17 protein-coding genes are annotated in these 19,854 nt (G+C 58.7%); 5 read left to right on the plus strand and 12 right to left on the minus strand.

What is annotated here, in order from left to right; translation table 11 throughout:
• Positions 1-98: 98 nt before the first annotated feature.
• The 3 genes from FJ543_RS19885 (at position 99) to FJ543_RS19895 (ending at position 4,224) form a co-directional block, all read left to right on the plus strand.
• Positions 99-368 carry a helix-turn-helix transcriptional regulator gene (locus FJ543_RS19885; protein WP_140876642.1) on the plus strand — a complete coding sequence of 90 codons (270 nt, stop codon included), beginning with the start codon at positions 99-101 and terminating at the stop codon, positions 366-368.
• Positions 369-1,939: 1,571 nt separating this feature from the next.
• Positions 1,940-3,520, plus strand: coding sequence for a hypothetical protein (locus FJ543_RS19890; protein WP_224655860.1), 1,581 nt, complete (start codon positions 1,940-1,942; stop codon positions 3,518-3,520).
• A gap of 23 nt (positions 3,521-3,543) precedes the next feature.
• Positions 3,544-4,224 carry an HAD hydrolase-like protein gene (locus FJ543_RS19895; protein ID WP_064994679.1) on the plus strand — a complete coding sequence of 227 codons (681 nt, stop codon included), beginning with the start codon at positions 3,544-3,546 and terminating at the stop codon, positions 4,222-4,224.
• 143 nt (positions 4,225-4,367) lie between these two features.
• Here FJ543_RS19895 and FJ543_RS19900 read toward each other — a convergent pair whose 3' ends face one another.
• The 3 genes from FJ543_RS19900 to FJ543_RS19910 are packed head-to-tail and all read right to left on the minus strand — an operon-like array spanning position 4,368 to position 8,102.
• A complete protein-coding gene (locus FJ543_RS19900) occupies positions 4,368-6,110 on the minus strand; it encodes an FAD-dependent oxidoreductase (RefSeq protein WP_064994678.1) in 1,743 nt (580 codons plus the stop codon).
• A 20-nt stretch (positions 6,111-6,130) separates the two neighbouring features.
• The gene (locus FJ543_RS19905) at positions 6,131-6,964 is read right to left on the minus strand and encodes a phosphoenolpyruvate hydrolase family protein (protein ID WP_064994677.1); all 834 of its coding nucleotides are present in this window, start codon (positions 6,962-6,964) and stop codon (positions 6,131-6,133) included.
• Positions 6,951-8,102 (minus strand): Tm-1-like ATP-binding domain-containing protein, encoded by a 1,152-nt coding sequence (locus tag FJ543_RS19910; protein WP_245322047.1) that lies wholly within the window; start codon positions 8,100-8,102, stop codon positions 6,951-6,953. The genes FJ543_RS19905 and FJ543_RS19910 overlap by 14 nt, the downstream gene beginning before the upstream one ends.
• A 336-nt stretch (positions 8,103-8,438) precedes the next feature.
• Here FJ543_RS19910 and FJ543_RS19915 point away from each other — a divergent pair, with 336 nt between their 5' ends.
• Positions 8,439-8,894, plus strand: coding sequence for a hypothetical protein (locus tag FJ543_RS19915; RefSeq protein WP_140692109.1), 456 nt, complete (start codon positions 8,439-8,441; stop codon positions 8,892-8,894).
• Here FJ543_RS19915 and FJ543_RS19920 read toward each other — a convergent pair.
• The 8 genes from FJ543_RS19920 to FJ543_RS19955 form a co-directional block, all read right to left on the minus strand.
• The gene (locus FJ543_RS19920; protein ID WP_064994676.1) at positions 8,886-10,655 is read right to left on the minus strand and encodes a phosphoenolpyruvate hydrolase family protein; all 1,770 of its coding nucleotides are present in this window, start codon (positions 10,653-10,655) and stop codon (positions 8,886-8,888) included. The genes FJ543_RS19915 and FJ543_RS19920 overlap by 9 nt on opposite strands.
• Before the next feature lie 39 nt (positions 10,656-10,694).
• Positions 10,695-11,810: a sn-glycerol-3-phosphate ABC transporter ATP-binding protein UgpC gene (ugpC, locus tag FJ543_RS19925; protein WP_064994675.1), complete on the minus strand. Its 1,116-nt coding sequence runs from the start codon at positions 11,808-11,810 to the stop codon at positions 10,695-10,697.
• Positions 11,811-11,837: 27 nt separating this feature from the next.
• Positions 11,838-12,632, minus strand: coding sequence for an HAD-IIA family hydrolase (locus tag FJ543_RS19930; protein ID WP_064994674.1), 795 nt, complete (start codon positions 12,630-12,632; stop codon positions 11,838-11,840).
• Complete coding sequence (locus tag FJ543_RS19935) at positions 12,625-13,398, minus strand: glucose 1-dehydrogenase (RefSeq protein WP_064994673.1); 774 nt, start codon at positions 13,396-13,398, stop codon at positions 12,625-12,627. The genes FJ543_RS19930 and FJ543_RS19935 overlap by 8 nt, the downstream gene beginning before the upstream one ends.
• Positions 13,395-14,336 carry a ribokinase gene (locus FJ543_RS19940; protein WP_064994672.1) on the minus strand — a complete coding sequence of 314 codons (942 nt, stop codon included), beginning with the start codon at positions 14,334-14,336 and terminating at the stop codon, positions 13,395-13,397. The genes FJ543_RS19935 and FJ543_RS19940 overlap by 4 nt, the downstream gene beginning before the upstream one ends.
• Complete coding sequence (locus FJ543_RS19945; protein WP_064994671.1) at positions 14,333-15,193, minus strand: carbohydrate ABC transporter permease; 861 nt, start codon at positions 15,191-15,193, stop codon at positions 14,333-14,335. Before FJ543_RS19945 ends, FJ543_RS19940 begins: the two co-directional genes overlap by 4 nt.
• A gap of 11 nt (positions 15,194-15,204) precedes the next feature.
• Positions 15,205-16,161, minus strand: a complete 957-nt coding sequence (locus tag FJ543_RS19950; protein WP_084016024.1) for a sugar ABC transporter permease — start codon at positions 16,159-16,161, stop codon at positions 15,205-15,207.
• Positions 16,162-16,223: 62 nt separating this feature from the next.
• Positions 16,224-17,684 (minus strand): sugar ABC transporter substrate-binding protein, encoded by a 1,461-nt coding sequence (locus FJ543_RS19955; protein ID WP_224655862.1) that lies wholly within the window; start codon positions 17,682-17,684, stop codon positions 16,224-16,226.
• Between the two features lie 510 nt (positions 17,685-18,194).
• On the opposite strand from FJ543_RS19955, the gene FJ543_RS19960 reads away from it, so the two are divergent.
• Positions 18,195-18,449 carry an AlpA family phage regulatory protein gene (locus tag FJ543_RS19960; protein ID WP_084016063.1) on the plus strand — a complete coding sequence of 85 codons (255 nt, stop codon included), beginning with the start codon at positions 18,195-18,197 and terminating at the stop codon, positions 18,447-18,449.
• On the opposite strand, the gene FJ543_RS19965 is transcribed toward FJ543_RS19960, so the two are convergent.
• Entirely contained in the window at positions 18,430-19,683 is a 1,254-nt protein-coding gene (locus FJ543_RS19965; RefSeq protein ID WP_064994668.1) for a tyrosine-type recombinase/integrase, read from the minus strand. The two genes, FJ543_RS19960 and FJ543_RS19965, sit on opposite strands and share 20 nt — an antisense overlap.
• Between the last annotated feature and the right edge of the window lie 171 nt (positions 19,684-19,854).

Here is a 19,854-nt window from a genome sequence, read left to right on the forward strand (position 1 = left end):
GCGCCCGGGATCAGGCGTCCATACGCCTTTACCGGCGTCGCGACGCCTATCAACAGGATAGCTGGTCTTCACGTTTCGCTACGGGTAGAACTTCTGGCATGCAGGCATCATACGACTTCCTTCGCGCGGCCCGCGCGCTCCTGGACATCACCCCGAAAGAACTCGCCGACAAGGCGCGTGTGAGCACTCGCTCAATTGTCCGGATCGAGGCACGGGAGCCAGTAGGCCTGGAGATCAGTCTGCGCGTTCAGGCGGCATTGGAAGAGCTTGGCGTTGAGTTCCTTCCCGAAACGAAATCCAATGGACCCGCGATGCGCGTTCGGAAGGGTCTGGTTAAGAAAATCGGGTTTCAGTTCCCGGACAGGTAAGCCGATGGGTGGAGATGGTGTGCTCTTTGTTGAGCGCCGAGTGGTCTCCGCTGTGAATCTGCGCGAGTTGTGAATGAATCAGATTTAATTGTTTAACGGTCGAGGGGACCGCGGCAATTGTGTGGCATTTTTGGGGCAGCCACATTTACCCCTGCAACAGGCAGGACAAAATTCCAAGCTTTGTCAGTCAGTTAGAGGTCGCTCACTTCTCTATTCCGCAGATGCGTCAGAGAATAATTGTGGCATGAAGCAGCCGTGATTTGCCGCCTCAAAAATAACAACAATGGTGGGCCCGGAGGGCGTCTTAAGATCGTTGATTGTATTGAGTTTTTCGTGGGCCAGAAACGGAAAGCTTCCCATATCGTTCCGTATGCTCCCGTGACGCCATTTGGTCCGTTCCAACTAAGTTTGCGAAAGTTTCAGAGCCATGCTTCAGAATCAGCACATTAGGCGTGAAAGCAGCTCTTCTGGAGAATCGCTCGCAGAAGAGCTGCAGTGCCTACCCCTCTCCTGGAACCATGGGGTCTTGTCGAACACGGAGTGCAGTATGCATGGGCTTATCGAAACTCGCGATGGCGCCTCCATGGTTAGATAGAGGCCCGTCACCATGCGAGAAGAGATGTCCAACGCCAATTTCAGCCAAGGCCAAGGCCGTCCGAGCGGTAGACGCGTTTCTTCGTCGACAACGAATACGTCAACTATGATCGGTTGCACAAGTTCAAGCCGCCGCGGCACCGAAAGGGCACCTGGCGTGGTTGTAGCTTTGATGACCTCGCTCTCGCGCTTACACCCCTCACCCGTAGATCGACATCTTCAACCCGGGATTTGATGGAGAGCCAGTTTGGTGGAGCAAGGCCGGCCGCTTGCGCAAGCGATTTGGACTTGGCGAACCAACTGCGCGAAAGGGGGGGTGTCGGCTTGAGATAAAAGCCTTCCATCGTTCGACGCACGAGGGCTTCTCGATCTTTGTCGAGGGCGCGATGTCCCTGGCGTCGACCGCGCTTGCGGTGACCGGGCTGAGGTCCAGTTCCTGACCGCCCAAACTTTGTAGATACCGCTCCAGGAATTCGCGGATTGCCTCTTCGCGCCGGCACGCCTCGGTCCACCGCCCTCGCTCCCCGTAATCATTGCTGTCGTCGCCCATGCTGCCTGCGAAGAATTCAAGCTAACCGAGTGCATCCGCTTTGTTGTCGGCCTTCAGACATGAACGTCTTCAACCGGACACTTTTGAACGCCACGGCGGATGGTCCCATAAGAAACCGCGATCCCGCAATCCAGCAGCATTTCTCCGACCACACGCCTGAAGCGACCGATGGCGCATGTGGCCGACAATCGCGGTGTTAATGCCGCAAACCCACCGATTCTGCGACAAGTCCTAAGCTGGCGTCTGACGAGGACAGCGAATCGCAAGTCCCACCATCCGGATCAGGGCCGCTTGACGACATCCCGATCGTCGGGCGCGTAGACGATGTGGCGCATCGTCAGGCGTGCCTTCAAGACCTTGGCACGAGCCTTGCGTAAGTGGAAACAAACCACGAGCTCGCGCTGAGCCGCATTGAAGGAAAAGTCGGATGTCCGGTATTGCGGGCGCATTTGTGTTGCCTTCAAGTCATTCACAGCAGACGGTTTATAATCGGCTCAAGCACATGGTTCCGAAGCTTGACAATCGTGGACAAGCTGGGTTCGGTCTTGCAGCGTTCATGCACGCAAAAGGAATTCGACATATAAGGTCGTGTCGGCCACCACGCGAATTGGTAACCATCGATTGCGATGGGCAGGACGCGAATTTCAGGCCTCATGTAGCGATTGCACATATTCGAAGTCCATCTTCCCTGGAAAACGATGGCAACGTCGCCCAGCCTGTTGATAACCATAAAGCAGGCTGCCGCCATTTGGCCCTTTCGTTGAATGGGGCTTTAGTCAACGCTAATGAACTTCGGAAAGAATTGCACGCGCGAGGGCATAGCTTCGACGGCCAAACGGATGCAGAGCTTCTGCTCAAGCTTATTGAGCACATTTGCCAAAGAGCTTTTTGGCAGCATGCTCTCCCGGTCAACTACGAAAATGTCTTTCGTGATATCGATGATCGGATTGATGGAGCCGTGAGTGCACTTGTATTAGATGGCGAAGGAAATCTGATCGCTTTCCGCAATAGTAGCGGTTTACGTCCGCTGGAATTTATGCAAACGGAAGATGGTGATATACTTTTTGCTTCTGAAAATTCAGCTTTTGCCGGATTACAAGGCACCACGGAGGAAGTTTCGCCAGGCCACATCAAGTATTTGGATGGAAAAACAGGAGAATGCATTGACAGCTTCGTTGGCCATACCCGATACAGCCCTAAGCTTTGCGTCTACGAAACGCTTTACATCGGAAATCTCGAAACGTCCATACGAGGTCAATCTCACCTGGCCACGCGGCACAATATAGGCGCGAGTCTCGGTGGAACTATTTCGCCGAAAGTGGCGGCACAGATGGGCTCTGCCCCTATTGTCGTTTCCTCCATGCCGCATACCGGGGGCCCGTACGCCGACGGCTTGTTCGCGTCTCTGGCCGAGAAACACGGCGCTTTCGTCCAGCGACGTGAAGTAATCGCAACACAACTTCAGCAGCGGACGCTTATAGGTATCGTTGGCACTCGCAACTCGCTTATCGCGCAGAAATACTGTGTCAATGCAGAGAGCGATGTTAGGGGCAGAGTTGTCATGATGGTGGACGAAGCACTAATTCGGGGGGATACAAGCCGGGCTGTAACAGCAATGCTCCATGCTGCCGGAGCGAAGGCTGTGCATTGGGCGATCGGTTCGCCGCCTATCGTCGCACCGAATTACTACGGCATGGGCATCGAGACGATCGACGAGCTGGCGTTCTGGAAGGTATGGAAAACACTGCCATCCAAAAAGCGGAAAGAAAGCCTTAGCTTTCATAAAACCGAACCGCAAATCCTCAGGATGATCGAAAGCAAAATAGCCCTATCAATCAACGCTGCGTCCATCACCTTTCTGCCCTTTAAGGCTCTGATATCGTTGCTGCCTGGAGGGTCCGATGGGATTGATCTATCTCCGTTTACGTTCGACATGCCAACTCCAGAAGGAGAAAAACGCGCGAATAAGAATTTGAATAGATCGACTATCAATCTCGCCTTAACCTGACTATGCCTGCCTGAGGTCACATAATGAAACCTACTCTTGTATTCGATTGGAACGGGACCCTGCTTGACGATGCCGAGGCATTTCTACAAACAACCAACGCTATTCTGAGCCGCTTCGGTCGCGCTGCCATCGATATGCATACTCTTCGGGAACAGTGCGAGGTTCCACTTTCTATCCTTTACCGCAATCTTGGAATGTCGGAGCGCGAGGTCGCAGAAGTGGAAAACGATGACAGCGCTTTTTTTCACGACATGTACGAACCGCTGGCGAGCAAAGCCGATCTACGCGAAGGCGCGCGCCTCATTTTGGAAACGGCGCGTCAACAAGCTGTCTCAACCATCATTCTCAGCAACCATATAGTCGAGCCCCTTCGTACCCAACTGCGAAGGCTCCGAATCGACGATTGTGTTACCGAGGTTCTGGCATTTGAAAGCCGCGCCACTCAATATAAATCTATGAGTAAGGGCGACCGGCTTGGCGTGTACATGCAAACGAACAATCTGAGTGCCGAGTCGACCTTCATCATTGGCGACATGCCGATCGAAACTGATATTGCACGTAACCTCGGGCTGATCAGCATATCTATTACAGGCGGATTTGTTTCCGAATCACGTTTGCAGGCGGCGCAGCCAGACTACATCATCGATGACCATCACAAGCTGCTGCCCATTCTGAGAAAGTACGGCTTCTTTCGGAATGCGTAAATGAGTTATGCAATAGACCTGACCGGAGATCCGGCATCACCCGCAACGCGTACGACACAGGACAAAAGATCGGCCTGGTCGGCGCAGGAGACATGGGGAACTGGTATGACCCAGTCTTTTACGTCCTGGTACCGAACTGCATATCAAAGCCCGCGCAATGCGCTGTCGCGGATGAACTTGATCGCGCGGAATGCGAACACAATCCCAGGGCCGATTGTGATGCCCGCGCCGGGATAGACCCCTCGCATGACTGAAGTCGCGTCATTGCCGCAGGCGTATAACCCATCGATCGGCTTTCCCCACTGGTCGAGCACCCGGCTATAGGTGTCTGTCGCAAGACCGGTAGCCGTCCCCAAGGTGGCTGGAACGATCCGCAAGGCAACAAAAGGACGGGTCTTGATTTGACCGAGGTTTGAATTCGGCTTGCCAACGGAAGGATCACCGAGCGTTTGGTTGAACGCGGATTCACCTCGCTGGAAATACGGGTCGACACCCGTTCGGGCATGCTCGTTATGCTCCTGAATCGTCTGTGCGAGCGCCTTGGGATCGAGGCCGATCTTCACGGCCAGCGCCGCGAGGGTATCCGCCACCTGGATGTACCCGGCACGCTCATAGGATTTCGTGCTGAGGGTCCACGGCCACGGAAGAACTTGGCCCATTCCGCGCTTTTTGAGAAATTCATGATCGCAGATGAAGTAGAAGTGCTTATCCTTCGGGTAGCCGTTCTCGAACATCGCCATGCAGATGTCGTGATACGGGTTCGACTCGTTGACGAAACGCCGCGCGTCCGGGCCGACGGCGATCACGCCAGGGCGGCCGCGGTCCAGCCAGCCGTAAGGAACCGTCTGCATTCGCCCGCCTTTCTCGCGCAGCAGCGACACGGGTGTCCAGAAGCCGGCACTCGCGACCTCGTTGTCGATCTTGCCGCCCGCTTGCAGTCCAATCTTGATGCCGTCGCCCGTGGCGTCCGCATGGGCCAGGCTTTGGTCATGCTGGTGATCGCCGCTGAGAGCACTGCGAAGTCCGGCATCATGGGGGAACCCCCCGGTTGCGAGCACAACGCCGTGAGTTGCCCGCACGCGCATGTCCCTGCCGTCCTTGCGTATGACCGCCCCAACCACCTTGCCCTGATCTATGATCAGTCCGGTGGCTGGCGCGCTGGTCCAGATATCCACCTGCAGCTGTCTCAGGCTCTTGATGAACCTCGCAATCAATGCGTTTCCGCCGCTGAACTCGGTGCCGCGCCTGTAGCGCATCCGGTCGCCGATGTAGCGCCCCAGGCGCCTCAGGACATGCTTCGTGGAATCCCCCGACTTGAAGGGATTGAGGAATCTTCCAACCTCGCCGGAAGAGATCATCATGCCTCCGAGAACCACGCGAATGGGATCGCCAACCAGATCGAAGTCCTTGTCCAGCAGGCGGCCATCGTACGGAGCGGGGCTCAACGCGCGGCCTGAGTTCATCCCGCCGGGCCGGCTTGAGTGGTAATCGGGAGCCGCGGCGAGCGTGAACCTGACCTCGGAGTGCTTCTGGATCTCGATGAGTGCCTCGGGTCCATCCGCCAGATAGGCTTCGACGAACTCCTTCCGGTAGTAATTCCCGAGTTCTCCCTTCAGATACGTGCGAGCATTGTCGATGCTGTCTTCGACCTTCGCAGCTAAGGCCTGCGGCGAGCAGGGTACCCATATCATTCCGTTCGACAGGGCGGTCGTGCCGCCCAGCTTTGGGGATTTTTCGGTCACCAGCACACTTAGTCCCGACTGGGAAGCATAAAGGGCCGCAGACAAGCCCGCCGCGCCGCTTCCAATCGCGACCATGTCGTAGGCCGCGTCCCAGTGTGTGGGGTCCTCCTGCTTGGTCACGAGTGGGGTTACAGTGTCGGCCATGGATTCCTCGGCAGTCGTGCTTAGGGTTTCTTGCGGTTCAGGGGGACGGCCTTGAAGGCTTCGGCAGCCGATTTCACGGCCCGCTCGATCGGAATGCGCTCGATCGAGGACGCGCCGACAAAGCCGATGCAATCGGTGGACCTGTAGACTTCTTCGGTGTCCTGCGGTTCGGCTATCGCGCCGCCATGGGCAAGAAGGATGACGTCGCCGCGGACAGTGCGCGCCGCGTTGTTGATCCGGTTAATCCGTTCGATCGCCTCGCCGATCGCCTGACCCTCGTCATGGCCGACCAGTCCGCCACGTGTGGCGCCGACATGAGGAACGATGCAGTCCGCGCCTGCTTTGGCCATGTCCGCCGCGTCGTTCGCTGAGGCGACATAGGCCATTGAGAAAATGTCCTTCTTCCGCGCCGTGGCGATCATCTCGACTTCGCGCGCGAAGCCAAGGCCTACGCGGCCACGGCGGTCGCGCCACTTGTCGCCCATCGTCGAAATCGTCGGGTAGTTGATCACGCCGGAGTAGCCAGCGGCCCAAAACTTGTCGAGAAGCCTGTCGAGATCGAGCCGGACCGGGTCCCACGCTTCAACGCCACCAATCACCGGAACGTCGGAGATGACATTGCGGATCTCGTCGGCCATTTCTATGGTCCGCGCGTTCGAATCCCCAATCCGGCTGGTCGGCAGGCCCATGAGCCGCGAGAGGCCCGTGCTGTAGACGACAAGCATGTCCGCACCGCCAAGCGCGGCACATTTGGCGACAAGGCCGCAGCTGCTACCGGCAGCCAGGATCGCGGCGCCTTTTACGGACTGCTCGGCGATCCGGGCCAGGATTTCGTTGCGGTCAAACATTCTCATCGGCGGTCTCCGTATCAATGTGGTCAAGTACCCATTCGACCGCGGCACTTGCGAATTCGGGATCGTTGATGTGGCAATTGAGTTCCCGGACGGGGATGTTCCCGGGAAGCGCGGCGCGCAGGCCTGAGAGCCATGCGCGGTTCGCCTCGGGGTCGTGAAACGGCCCGCCTTCGCGGTCGTAATCCGATACACCTTTCGAGGGCCACAGGACTTGCGCGGGTCCTCTCGACGCCGACAGCTTTTGCGCCGTAAGACGTCCGATCGCGTTCGTCTCTTCAGGCGTCGTGCGCAGCAGGGTCGTATACGGTGTGTGCGCGTACAGCCTGCGCTCGGCGAACTCGGGCGGCACCGAGGAGAGGACACCGAAGTTTACCATGTCCACGGCGCCGGGAGCGATCAATTGCGGAATCCCGCACCGCCCGGCTGCAGTCAGCCGATCCGGTCCGGCGCTGGCGGTGCCGCCCAGGAGCTCGTCGGCCAGCTCGGTCGTGGTGAGATCTATTACGGCATCGAATTCACCCGCGTCGACCAGCGATTCCATCTTTCGACCGCCAGCGCCATTCGCCGGAAAAACGATCGCCTCCATCTTCTTGTCCCCAAGAAGCCGGACGCATGCATTGGCCGCGGGGGTCGTCACGCCAAACGACGTGATGGCTACGATCTTTCGCCGTGATTTCGCTTTGGGAAGGTAATGCATGGCGGCGATTGCCCGCGCCGCGTTTTCAAGCACCCGCGAAGTGAACCCGTTCACGCCGAAGAGATCGACCAGCGTGGGATAGAGCAGGACATCCAGCTTCCCGGCCAGTTCGGCAAGCAGGGCCGGGCGTGCGCTGGAGACTAGCAGCTTGGGAAAACCGTATGGCAGGTCGGCGACGACTTCGCCGAACACGCCGCTCCCCTTGCCGCCGCCGATGCCAATCACGGCGGAGACCTTGCCGGTCTCGAAAAGTCCGTTCACCGACTTGCGGGCCTCGCGCGCGATTCCCGCAAGCAGAACCGCCGGATCATTGGACCGGAACCTTCCGTCCTTTGAGGTGCCCACATCGACGAATAAGACGCTGCGTCCCGCGCCCCTGACGATGTCGGCCACGAACGAAGCCTCGACTTGCTTCGTGTCCATCGTCGCGACAATGGCCACGGAGTTATCAACGGTTGTCTCTGCGATCACGATGTTCCGTACCTTCCTGCAGGGGATGGAGGGGACGTCGAACCTTGAGCTCCCATGTCTTCGCCCTCCAAGGCACCGCTCTTGCTTTGTTGCCCAGGACTAGTAAACGCTTCGGGCAGGCTGGATAATCGGCTGCCGAAGGAGAGATGGGTAAATATGGGTAGGTGGGTAATCGTAGACCGACCGATCTGGACCGATGCCCCGAGCGCCGATGACGCCTACGTGTTTGCGCCGAGCCTTCGCGCCTTGCCCGCTGGGTTTCCCCTTGTAATCGCGACGCTTCCCGTTTGCGACTGGAATGGCGAGTTGCTGCGCGGCCTCAACGAGATCGAGCCCGTTGCAGGCGCTCGTTGCTACGCAGCGATCTTGATGATCGACCCGTTCGCGCTTTGGGAGGACGTCGCGGATGCTCTGACGGAGAAAGGTTTCTGCGGCGTGGTGAACCTTCCGCCAGCCTCTCTCATACAAACCAGCTCGGAGGCGGGGGCCGAAGACCATCTGAATTCAATTGAGCTGGAGCGCATGAGATGGTTCGCGGAGAATGGCTTGGGCTTAGCTCTGACATCGACTAATCGAGACGCAGCCGCGGCAGGGAACCTGTTCGAGAAACAGCCGGAAGCCATGCTCTATCTACCGGCGACGGCCCTTTCCTGTCCGATAGCGCCGATCACGTCGCTTGTGCGTCTGGGCGAAACGGGTAGTGAACTGCCTGTTTGGTCGCTGCCGGCGCCCTCGCTCGCCAAGGCTGAGACGTCATTCTAGGATGCGGTGCTTCTTGATCTTGTTGTATAAGGTTTTGCGGGTAATGCCGAGCGCGGCGGCAGCTTTGCCGCGGTGAAGCTTGTTCCGGCGCAAGGCGTCGATGATCCATTCTCTCTCCGAAAGGGTAGTGGTCGCTTTGGTTGCCGGTTTGGCTCCAAGGACCGGAAGGACCCGTTCCGCCGTGATCGACGTGTTCGAGGGCAAGGTGGCCAGCTGTTCGACGACATGGCGAAGCTCCCTGACATTGCCTGGCCAGGCATGGCTGGCCAGCGCCAAAAAGGCGGAGTTTTCGATCGTCAGCGCCTTTGCATCCGCATCGCCCTTGGTCTCCACTGTGAAATGATGGATGAGCGCAGGAAGGTCTTCCAGACGGTCCCGCATGGGAGGAAGGATAATTTCCAGTCCGGCGAAGACGCTTCTCAATCGTGGCGATAGGGGCAGCGCTTCCAGGCTTGCTCCGGCCGGCACGGTGCAGGTGGCGATGATCTTTGCTTCCGATCGCGTCGCAACCGCGCCGTTTACGGCGCTGAAGGTGCCGCGCTCCAGATAATCGGCAAGCTGCTCCTGGCCGTCTTCAGAAAGTGTGTTGAGGTGAAGAATGACCAGGGAGGTCTCCGTTGACATCTCCAGCAGCGACAGCCGGCGCCGTGCGTCCTTTTCCGCTTCCATGCCGAAGAGCGCCATCTCGTTCTGGTTGCCGGGCGCCTTGCGGCAGGGGAAGGTAACCGGCTTGCGGTGCTTTCTCGCGCCGAAGGCATGCACCAGGGACGCGACGCGACGCTTCCCCGTGCCCGGTTCGCCGACGATCAGAACCGGGTTCGTGCCCGTCGAAAGACGCTTTGCCGCGTCAAGCGCCTGATTCATCAACGCCGATTGCGCGATCACGCCATGGCGGTAGCCGTTCAGCTGGAGCTGCCGCTCCATAAGATCGACCTTTTCCCGCAGAACGTTGATGGTCTTGAACCCCGAGGTCATCTCCAGCACCGACATTTCGAGCGGCACCCGGTCGAGGGAAGAACCGCCTATGAACCCCTGCGTTCCTGTCTCGCGGCAGACGTCCATCAACTCCTGGGGCTTCGTGATCGGGCCGCCTCCGAGCAGACAGACGACATTCCTGTTGATACCGTGAGCCGCCCGGGCGATGTCTCCCGTTCGGGCGGCGAGTTCCGCCAGGCCGATGGACGACGACGACACGGCAGTTTCAGCAGGGTTGAGATTAAAATTCATGCAGATCGCGCCCACGCCCGCTTCGACCATTCGGCGGGCCTCAGCCTGCGTGCGGGTGTAGGCGATCGTCATCAGCCCCCGCGCCGCGGCGTTGATGAGTAGTTCGACCTCGCGCGCATATCCGAGGCCGCAGCCCTCGAGAATCGACCTGCGCGCCTCGTCCACATGGATCACGGACGGAAAATTCGTGATCCCTGCAAACCCCCATCGGGTGATGTTGTCGAGGAAGCGATCGAGGTCGAGCCGAGGGTCGAACGTACAGGCGCCGAAGAACACCGGGAGTTTTGTGCTCCTGAGGATTTCGGAGCGGGCGAAACCGGCAACGAATTCGTTGCTGTTGCGGATGGGAAAGATCGACGCCGGAGACGACCCCCCCATCGCACGGAACCGGCCGGCGTTGAGCGCTAGCACGAAGTCCGCCCCCGCGCGCTCGGCGGCCCGCGCTGTCATGCCGGAGCCGATCGCGGCTCCCAGGATAAATGAACGCGAGTTGCCGAGGATTTGCTTGAAGTCCGTTATCTCAGGCTTTCCCATTGGAATGCCGCGATCCTAGCACGTTTGCGGATCCAATGTTCAATTCCAGCTCCCGGGCGCCTCCAGCCTCGTCAGTGCCTTCCCTTCGGGGTCGAAGAGGTGACAGTCGGCAGCGGAGACGGCGAGCGATACCCGCCCGGCGTTGCCGGCGGGAAAGTGGTGGTTGGGCGATCGGGCGACGACATGGTCGCCGAGAGCGGTCCCATAGAGATATGTCGCACTTCCCAGATGTTCAACGAAGTCGACGTCGATCTCGATGACGAGCTCGCCCGGCATGCCGGTTGGCGCCACGAAATCGTCGGGGCGGATGCCGAGTGTCAGCGCGCGGCCGCCTTTCGACGATGTCGTCTGTATCGGCAGCCAACGGGACATCTTATCGCTCAAGGTAATCTCGGTCCTTGCCTGGTCGGAGCCTTTCTCCTTGCAGGGCAGAAAGTTCATTCTTGGCGACCCTATGAAACCCGCCACGAACTTTGAGGCGGGCCGATGGTAGAGATCGTGCGGCGACCCGACCTGTTCTATGCGCCCGTCCTTTAGGATCACGATCTTGTCGGCCATGGTCATCGCCTCGACCTGATCATGCGTCACATAAATCATGGTGTTGCCCAGCTGCTTATGAAGCTTGGCTATCTGCACTCGCATCTGGACACGCAGCTCGGTATCCAGATTGGATAGCGGCTCGTCGAACAGGAACACCTTGGGCTCTCGGACGATTGCCCTTCCGATCGCCACGCGCTGACGTTGTCCGCCGGACAGCTGCCTTGGTTTTCGGTCGAGAAGGTGCTCGATCTGGAGCAGTGCGGCGGCGGCTTGGACGCGGTCGGCGATCTCGTCCTTCTTCATCTTTGCCATCTTAAGCGGGAACGCGAGATTGTTGCGGACGGACAGATGCGGGTAGAGCGCATAGGACTGGAAGACCATGCCTAGATTGCGGTCCGCGGCATCAATCTTGTTTACCACCTTGTCGTCGATCCTGAGCGTTCCACCGGTGATCTTCTCCAGTCCGCCGATCATGCGCAGCAATGTCGACTTGCCGGATCCGGAGGGACCCACAAAAACCACGAACTCGCCATGCCGAATGTCGAGGTCGATATCGCGCAGGATCTCAAGGTTGCCATAGGCCTTCCTGATCCCTTCGAGGCGAACCTCAGCCATGATTTCCTCCCAAGGTGCCGGCGCGCATCAGCGCTTCAAAAATATTTGTTTCAGGCTCGATACGGTAAAATCCGGCGCCAGCAGCGACGGATCGTCGATCGGCGGAACGCCCGTGGTCACCAGGACTGAGCATAGCCCGGCGCGTTTCCCGGCCTGTATGTCGGTTGGTATCTGGTCGCCGATCATCAGCGTCGAGGCTCGATCTGTGCCGAGCTGCGATAGTGCAGCTTCGATCATGTGCACTTCCGGCTTTCCCACGATGATGGGCTTCACACGTGCGGCAGCCGAGACTGCGGTCAGACAGGCACCTGCCCCGGGCTCGAAACCGGTCTGGGTGGGCAGCAGGAGGTCCGGATTGGTTCCAATCAGCACCGCGCCTTTGAGGATCGCGTCGACTGCGATCGTGAGCTTCTCGTACGTGATTTCCCGGTCGAGCCCCATGACCACGACGCACGGTTGCTTGTCGGTGATCTCGAGCTCCGCATCGGTGATGGCCTTCTTCAGCGAAGGCGCTCCGATGACATAGGTCCGCGTCCCCGCGGGATAGGTTTGCCGGATCATCTTCGCGGCGGTGACTGCGGATGTGACGACGTTCTCCTCCCCCGCCTCCAGGCCAAAGCCGCGCAGCTTCGAGACGACGTCGCCGGCCGTGTGGGTCGAGTTGTTGGTGACGAAGCAGAATGGGATCCGCTCGGCCTGCCAGGCCTTGAATGCCTCGACAGCATCTTCGATCGCATTCTTGCCACGATAGACGACGCCGTCGAGGTCGGAGACGATCCCCGTTATGCGCGGCCACGCAAGCGTTGAAACCATATCAGCCATTCATCAACATCCCGCCGTTTACATGAACGATCTGACCGGTAATGTAGGCGGCCGCGGGGCTCGCCAGGAACACCGCCAGTCCGGCGACGTCTTCCGGCGATCCGACCCGTCCCAGCGGGATGCGACCCGCATGCCTTGCTTCGGTCTCCTCCTTTGGGCGGCCATGCATGGGCGTATCAATTATGCCCGGCGCGACGGCATTCACGTTGACGCCCATGGGTGCGCATTCATAGGCGAGAAGTTTTGTGAGATCGTGGACTACGGCCTTGGAGAAACAGTAGTCGGCTCCGCCTGCCTGATAGTTGAATACGGCGCCCTGCGACGACAGGGATGATCCGATGTTGACGATGCGTCCGCCGCCGTCACGAAGAAATCGTTGCACGACCGACTTGGAGCAGAGGAGCACCGCGTCAGAATTAATCAGCATCGTGCGGTCGATCTTGGCCTTGTCGCCGCAAAGAAGCGACTCCGCCGATTTGATCCCGGCGTTGTTGACGAGAACATCCAGTCGTCCGAAGCGCTCGGCGACGATGTCGAGGACGCGGACGATGTCCTGTTCGCTCGTCACGTCCATGGCGAGCGTGAGCGGTTGGCCGTTGGCTTCAACCATGCCGTAGGTCCGGGTGAGCGCCTCACTGCTCGCATCGGTCGCCACGACATTGGCACCGCTCGCCAGAAAGGCGTTGACGATGGCGGCACCGATACCGCCGCCCGCGCCGGTGACGAGAACCGTCTTGCCGGACATCGTGAAAATTGGTGATGTCATCGTATCTCCAGTAATGTTCTGTGGTTCAGGAACTCGTCGACAGCTGCGGCGGTGGGCATTGACGGCTGTGCGCCCCTTCTCGTGACGCAGAGCGCCGCAACGGCCATGGCCTGGCGGACCGCTTCGCGGACAGGCACATTCCTGGCGAGCGCTGCCGCGAACCCTCCGTTGAAAGCATCGCCTGCCGCCGTGGCATCCACCACGACCACAGGGAACGAAGGAAGGAGAAAGCTTTCCTCGCCGTTCGAATAGAACGCCCCGCGCTCTCCCAGGGTAATGAGGGCTGCCCTGGCCCCCAGTTCGAGTAGAATCGTCGCAGCTCGGGCTGCGCTCTGTGGATCGACGACTTCCACTCCTGTGAGTTCGAAGGTCTCTGACTCGTTGGGGGTGACGAAATCGACCTGGGACCAGGCCTTGCGAGAGAGCCCGGTGCGCACGGGGGCCGGATTGAAGATAAGGCGAAAGCCGAGCCTGGGCTTCAGCGCGAAAAGCCGCTCCAGCGCATTCACGGGGAGGCCCATTTCGGCGACCACGATGGACCTGGGCTCTATGTGATGCGCGACTTCGTCGATCACGGCCGCGGTGACATTCGCGTTTGCGCCAGGATCGATGATGATCATGTTGCTACCGTCGTCTGCCACCATGACGAGCGCTGACCCCGAGGCCTCGCCCGACGCGATCTGGACCGCCTCGGTCAGGACCCCGGCGTCTGACAGGGCGCGCATTAAGACGTCTCCCGCCTCATCATCGCCGAGGCGCGTGAAGAACTTTGGCCGCATGCCAAGCTTCGCCGCGGCCACGGCTTGATTGGCACCCTTGCCTCCGGGGTGACGGACAAGAGAGCCGATCAAGCTTTCACCTATCGTGGGTAGCCGTTCCACATTGAAGCACAAGTCGAGATTCGTGGTGCCAAAGAAGATCAGGGGGCAAGGGTTCATTTAACAGCTCCGAAGGTCAGCCCGCGCTCAAGATGGCGCTGTCCTATGACGATCAGGATAACCGGCACGATCATGGTAACGACCAGCCCGGCGGCCATGACGGGATAGAATTGGATACCGGGATTGAGGAGTTTCAGCAGCGCGACGGTGACAGGCGCCTTGGTTGAACTCAGCATCAGTCCGAGCGCGAAGTTGTGCCAGGCAAGGAGGAATACCAGCAGGGACGCGCCGATGAGGCCGGGCTTCAGCAACGGAAGGACTATGTGCAGGACGACACGAAACGGTTTCGCGCCGTCGATTGCCGCAGCCTCCTCGATGTCTTTCGGGATGTCCTCGACATAGGATCGTGTCAGCCAGACGATCATCGGCAGCGTCACGACCTGGTAGACCCAGATCATGCCTATATAGGTGTCATAAAGGCCCAGGGACTGAAACAAGCTAAAGAGCGGGATCACCACCAAGAGAACGGGAGCGAAGCGAAACCCAAGGATGAAGAACGCGATGTCTTCCTTGTAGGGGATGTCGCGTCTGGCCAATACATAGCCGGCAGGGACTCCCGCGATCAGCGAAACCACAACTGCGCCGAGGGCGATGACGACGCTGTTTATCACGGGTTTGAGGAAGTCGACCTTGATGGTTCCATAGCTCGTGGCGCCCGCCTGGGCCGCATCGAACAGGACGCGGAAATTGTCCATTGTGGGAGTGAAGACGAAGCTCGGAGGCCAGGCCATGACGTCGCTCTGCTGCTTCAACGCCATCATGACGATCCACACGAGCGGAAATGCGAGCACGGCGACGCAGATCAGAACCATTGCGTTGAGCACGATCCTGGTCGTGAGGGAGCGCGTGAAATCCATGGGTCTGGCTCCTATTGCACGCGGCGGCGAACCGCCCGCCAGAGTTTCACGGTAAAGAACGCGCCGATCAACACGATGAGCCAGTTGACGACCATCAAGGCCGCGCCGCGGCCGAATGTAAGGTTCTGAAAAGCCGTGATGTAGGCTTGCACGGAAAGCGCCGAGGTCGAGTTTCCCGGACCGCCCTGCGTGGTTCCGAAGATGATGTCAAACTGGTTCAGGGACTCGATAAGCCGAAAGATCGCGGCGATCAGGATGTGGGGCGCGACCAGCGGCAGCTCGATGTTGACAAATGTGGCCCATGCCTTCCCGCCGTTGATGCGGGCGGCCTCGCGAATATCGTCCGTGATGCCCTGGAGCCCTGCGAAGATGATGAGCGCGAAGAATGGGGTGTAGGTCCAGACATCAATCATTATCACCGAAAGCAGTGCGGTCCTGGTATCCGAAATCCAGGCGAAAGGCGCCAGCCCGATCAGGGACAAAAGATAGTTCATGATGCCGCTCTGCGGGTTCATCATCGTCGTCCACATCAACGCGACACTCATGGGTGGAAGGACGAGGGGAAGTAGGATGACCGGACGCAAAGCCCTGGCCATGAACACGCCGGAGGCGAACAGTTTCGCGACTGCTAGGCCCAGCAGAGCCTCCATCACGACCGACGAGAGCGCGTAAGTTACGGTGACGCGAACACTGTTCCAGAAATCAGCCGTCCTGCCGAGCGCTATAAAGTTGGCGAAGCCGACGAACTTAGCGATCGGCCTGCCCAGGCGAAGGTCAGTCAGAGATTGGTAGACACCATAGAAGAACAGAAGAAGGAAGCCGAACAGGATAAGGACGGCAGGAAGAATGATTGCAAGGCTGAACCAGTCGATGGAACGCCCCTCCAGCGAATCCGAACCGGACGAAGCGCACGCGCCAGGTCCTTCGGCTGCCACCGGCACGATGGGTTTAAGTGCTTGGGATGACACGGCGTGGTCTCCGTCGTTGGCGGGAACAGGGCAGTGCAATAATACTGCCCTGTTCCTTTTGATCAGAGACCAGCGCGGATTTCTTCGGCAAGCGCCCTCAACGTTGTCTCGACGTCATCGCCGTTTACCATCTTCTGCATCGCCACAGCCCATGCGTTCATAGCTTCGCCGAAGCCGACACGCGGTGTGAAAGCCAGCGCGGCGTGGTCCTGTGTCTTTTTGAAGCTGTCAACGAAATTGTTGAACTCGGGCTGCGAAGCGTACTTAGTCCAGGTCTCGTCCTGCCAGGTCGACGTGCGCGGCGGATTGACGAGCTGGCCGGCAACGGCACCCTTGAGGGCCACCTGCTTGGAGGTGGCCCACTGCATGAACAGCCAGGCCGCGCCCTTCTTTTCGGAAGCCGCGTTCATGGCGAGAGCCCAGATCCAGATGTTGGAATCGAAGCTCGTGGCGTTCGGTGCGCGAAGCGGCGGAGCGAAGGCGATCTTGCCGGATGCCGGCTTTCCCGCAACATCGTTCCAGAAGCCGAACATGTTTGAGTCGATCGCCATCGCGGTGCGGCCAGACGAGATGCCGTCCACGACCTGGTACCAGTTATCATTGGCGAAGGAAGGAGCCGCGCACTTTTTGATCATGTCCACGTAATCCTTGTGGAACGCGATCGATTCCGGCGAATCCAGTCCCGTGTCGAGCTTGCCGTCCTTGACGACGAAATCGTGGACACCGTAAGAGCGGGCGATCGAGACTGCGGCGGTGTGGATACTGCTCCAGAAACGCACGCCTCGGACGCCCAACGGCGTGATGGAAGGATCGGCGGCTTTGAGTTCTTCGCACGCGTTTGCCATTTCCGGCGGAGTCGTCGGAACCGCGATGTTGTATTTGTCCAAGATATCCTTGCGGTAGAACAGCTGGATGTTCTCAAATGCGTGCGGGATTGCCCAGATTTGGCCACCATCCCCCGTTGCGACTTGGCCATCTTCCAGCTTCCAGGTAAGCGCCGAGCGTAGGCTCGGGAAGAAGTCGTTGAAGTCATATCCAGCATCGGTAAGCTTCGGATCGCCGAGGTATTTGTCCAGCGGCTCCAGAGCGCCACTCGGAGCGAGGTCCCACGCGGGCTGAATGCCAGTGCCGAACACATCCCATGCTGGCGACTTCGTCGTCAGTTGGATCGTCATCTTGCTCCAGTAGGAGTCGTCCGGGTACAGTTCCGGCGTGACCTTGATGCCGGTCAGCTTCTCAAACTCGGGAAGTTGCGCGGCCAGAGCATCGGCATACGGGTGGATGTCGTAGGCCCAAGTTATGCTGGTCCCTTCGAATTGGCGCCAGTTCATGGTTTCGGCAGCGGCCGAATTGGAGAGCGATGCCGAGACGGCAAAAAACGCTGAAGTCAAAAGCAAGCTGTTTGCGTAGCGACGGGCACCTGTAAAGAGTACGGCGAATGAGCGACCCATGTAATCCTCCCTGGGGCATTTTGCCAATTTCTGGGTCCACTCCTCCATCCCGAGTTCGCCCAAAGCCACCATAAGCGATTTCCAAATACCTCGCTCTGAATGCACCAGGCGAACTGGGTAAAAACGGGTAACCGGAATCTAAAGGTGTTGCAGTATCCCCATCAGGAATACTGCCTCCGTGGTGCTGGTCTTTGCCCGCGCCCTTCCGTGCGATCGGGACGCTGCCCGGTGACGACAACTACCAGCAGGCCGTAGGGAGGTACCCCATTGCCGCCGTTCATTCTTGCGGATCGGCGCGTAATAAACTGTCATTGAGGCTCGCGAAGTGGGTGTGCTCCTGAGCAAGACCTAGGCTTTTCGACCATCGCAAAGCTCGCCGGTTGGTCAAACGAGACGATGCGATCGTAGTTGAGAGCTATACTCAGATTGAAGCAGATGCGCGATCATTGGCCCGAAGGAGCCCTTGGTATGCAAATGGTCAAACGGGAGAAGCAAACTCAACACGAAAGCTGCCAAGGCATAGAGGCCGCGCCAGCGGATCGCTCCCTTCCGGTTCTACCTCACATTGCGGCGCGACAGGTCGTGCGAACTGTTCGCCGATCACAGTTGCGAGAAATCGTCCCGCTATCGGACACGACCATTTATGAAATGGAACAACGAGGCGAGTTCCCACGACGGTTCAATCTGACCCCCCGCTGCGTCGTTTGGGACCTGGGAGAAGTCGAAGCCTGGATTCAGGAACGGCGGAACGCGTCCTCTGCCGGTTCAATCGAACTGGCCCCAGGACCAGACGTGCGGTCACGGAAGAGAAGGCCCGTCAAATCGGATCGAGGATGACGGCTGCCCCGGAAATCGGCTGCAGTGTGGGTGCGTGTTTATTGCCAGCCGCCCACGCTTCAATCATGTCGGCCCATTCCTGCAGCATGTGGCGCCGCTGCGGTTCGTATTCAGCCTTGTTATAGACGCCCCGGGAGGAGCGACTGTCTTCGTGGGCAAGGCATTTTTCGATCCAATCGCGATTGAATCCGATCTCGTTTAGGAGCGTGGACCCGGTCCGCCGTAGATCGTGCACGGTAAAGGGAGCTAGCGGCAGATTTTGTTGTTTTGCGCGTTCCACAATCGCCATCGTAATCCGATTGAAGGTCGCGCGCGACATGGGTTCGTCGGCGTCGTAGCGAGATGGAAGCACGTATCGAGAGTTCGCGGCGCAAGTCTTAAGCGCAATCATGATGTCGAGGGATTGGCGGGACAGGTAGACGTTATGTGGCTTCTTCCGTTTCATTCGCTCTTTGGGAATGCTCCATAGCGCGTTCTCGAAGTCAACCTCATCCCACGTCGCGTCCAGAAGCTCACTTTTCCGAACCATCGTGAGCAGGATCAGCTTTACGCCCAGCCGAATGGTCGACAACGTCGGCACATTTTCCAACTCTTTCAGCATGAGTCGAATTTCTGCGGGTGACAACGCCCGGTCTTTCGCCTCGAAGGTGGCTATGGAAGCTGGCCCTACCTCGTCCGCCGGATTGGCGATCTTCTCGCCGTGCAGAATGGCATAACCATAGACCTGCTTAACGATATCCCGGACATGAATGGCCGTTGCCGGTGCGCCACGGTCCCTCACCTTTGCGCACAGCGCCCGCAAATCGTCCGATGTTATTTCTGCGAGGACCCTTTTGTCCCAAATCGGCAAGATGTCGCGATCAAAGACGGCTTTGCGCATCGAGCGCGTGCTGTCCGCCATCTTCGCCTCTTTAAACCATCTTCTGCCAGCATCGCCGAACGTGGCCGTCCCAGACAGGCGCCGCTTGTCACGCTGCTTTTCCTGGGCTGGCGATTTTCCGGCTGCAACCATTTTTCGTGCGGCAAGACAGCGGTCACGCGCCTCTGCAAGCGAGATGCCTCCCTCCCCATAGCGGCCAAGCGTCACTGTCTCTCGCCGACCATTTACTCGGTAGTCGTATCGGAATGATATCTGCCCTGTGGGAGCCACGGTCGCGTACATACCGTCACGATCAGTGACTTTGTATATTTTATCTTTTGGTTTCAGCTTCTTAAGTGCGATATCTGTGAGCATAGGAGGAGACGGACGGGCGCATCTAGGATTGTGAAACGCCTAATTTTACCGTCATTCGTTTTACCGTCAAGGCTCTGCGAGAGCCCATTGGATTCAATGCCTTACCTCGAAAGATGCCAACATGCTTGAGTCCGGCGCACTGACGGCATCAGTCTGCAGCGAAGATGACGC

It is taken from the genome of Mesorhizobium sp. B2-5-7 (genome assembly GCF_006440875.1).
GTDB classification, from domain to species: Bacteria; Pseudomonadota; Alphaproteobacteria; order Rhizobiales; family Rhizobiaceae; genus Mesorhizobium; species Mesorhizobium australicum.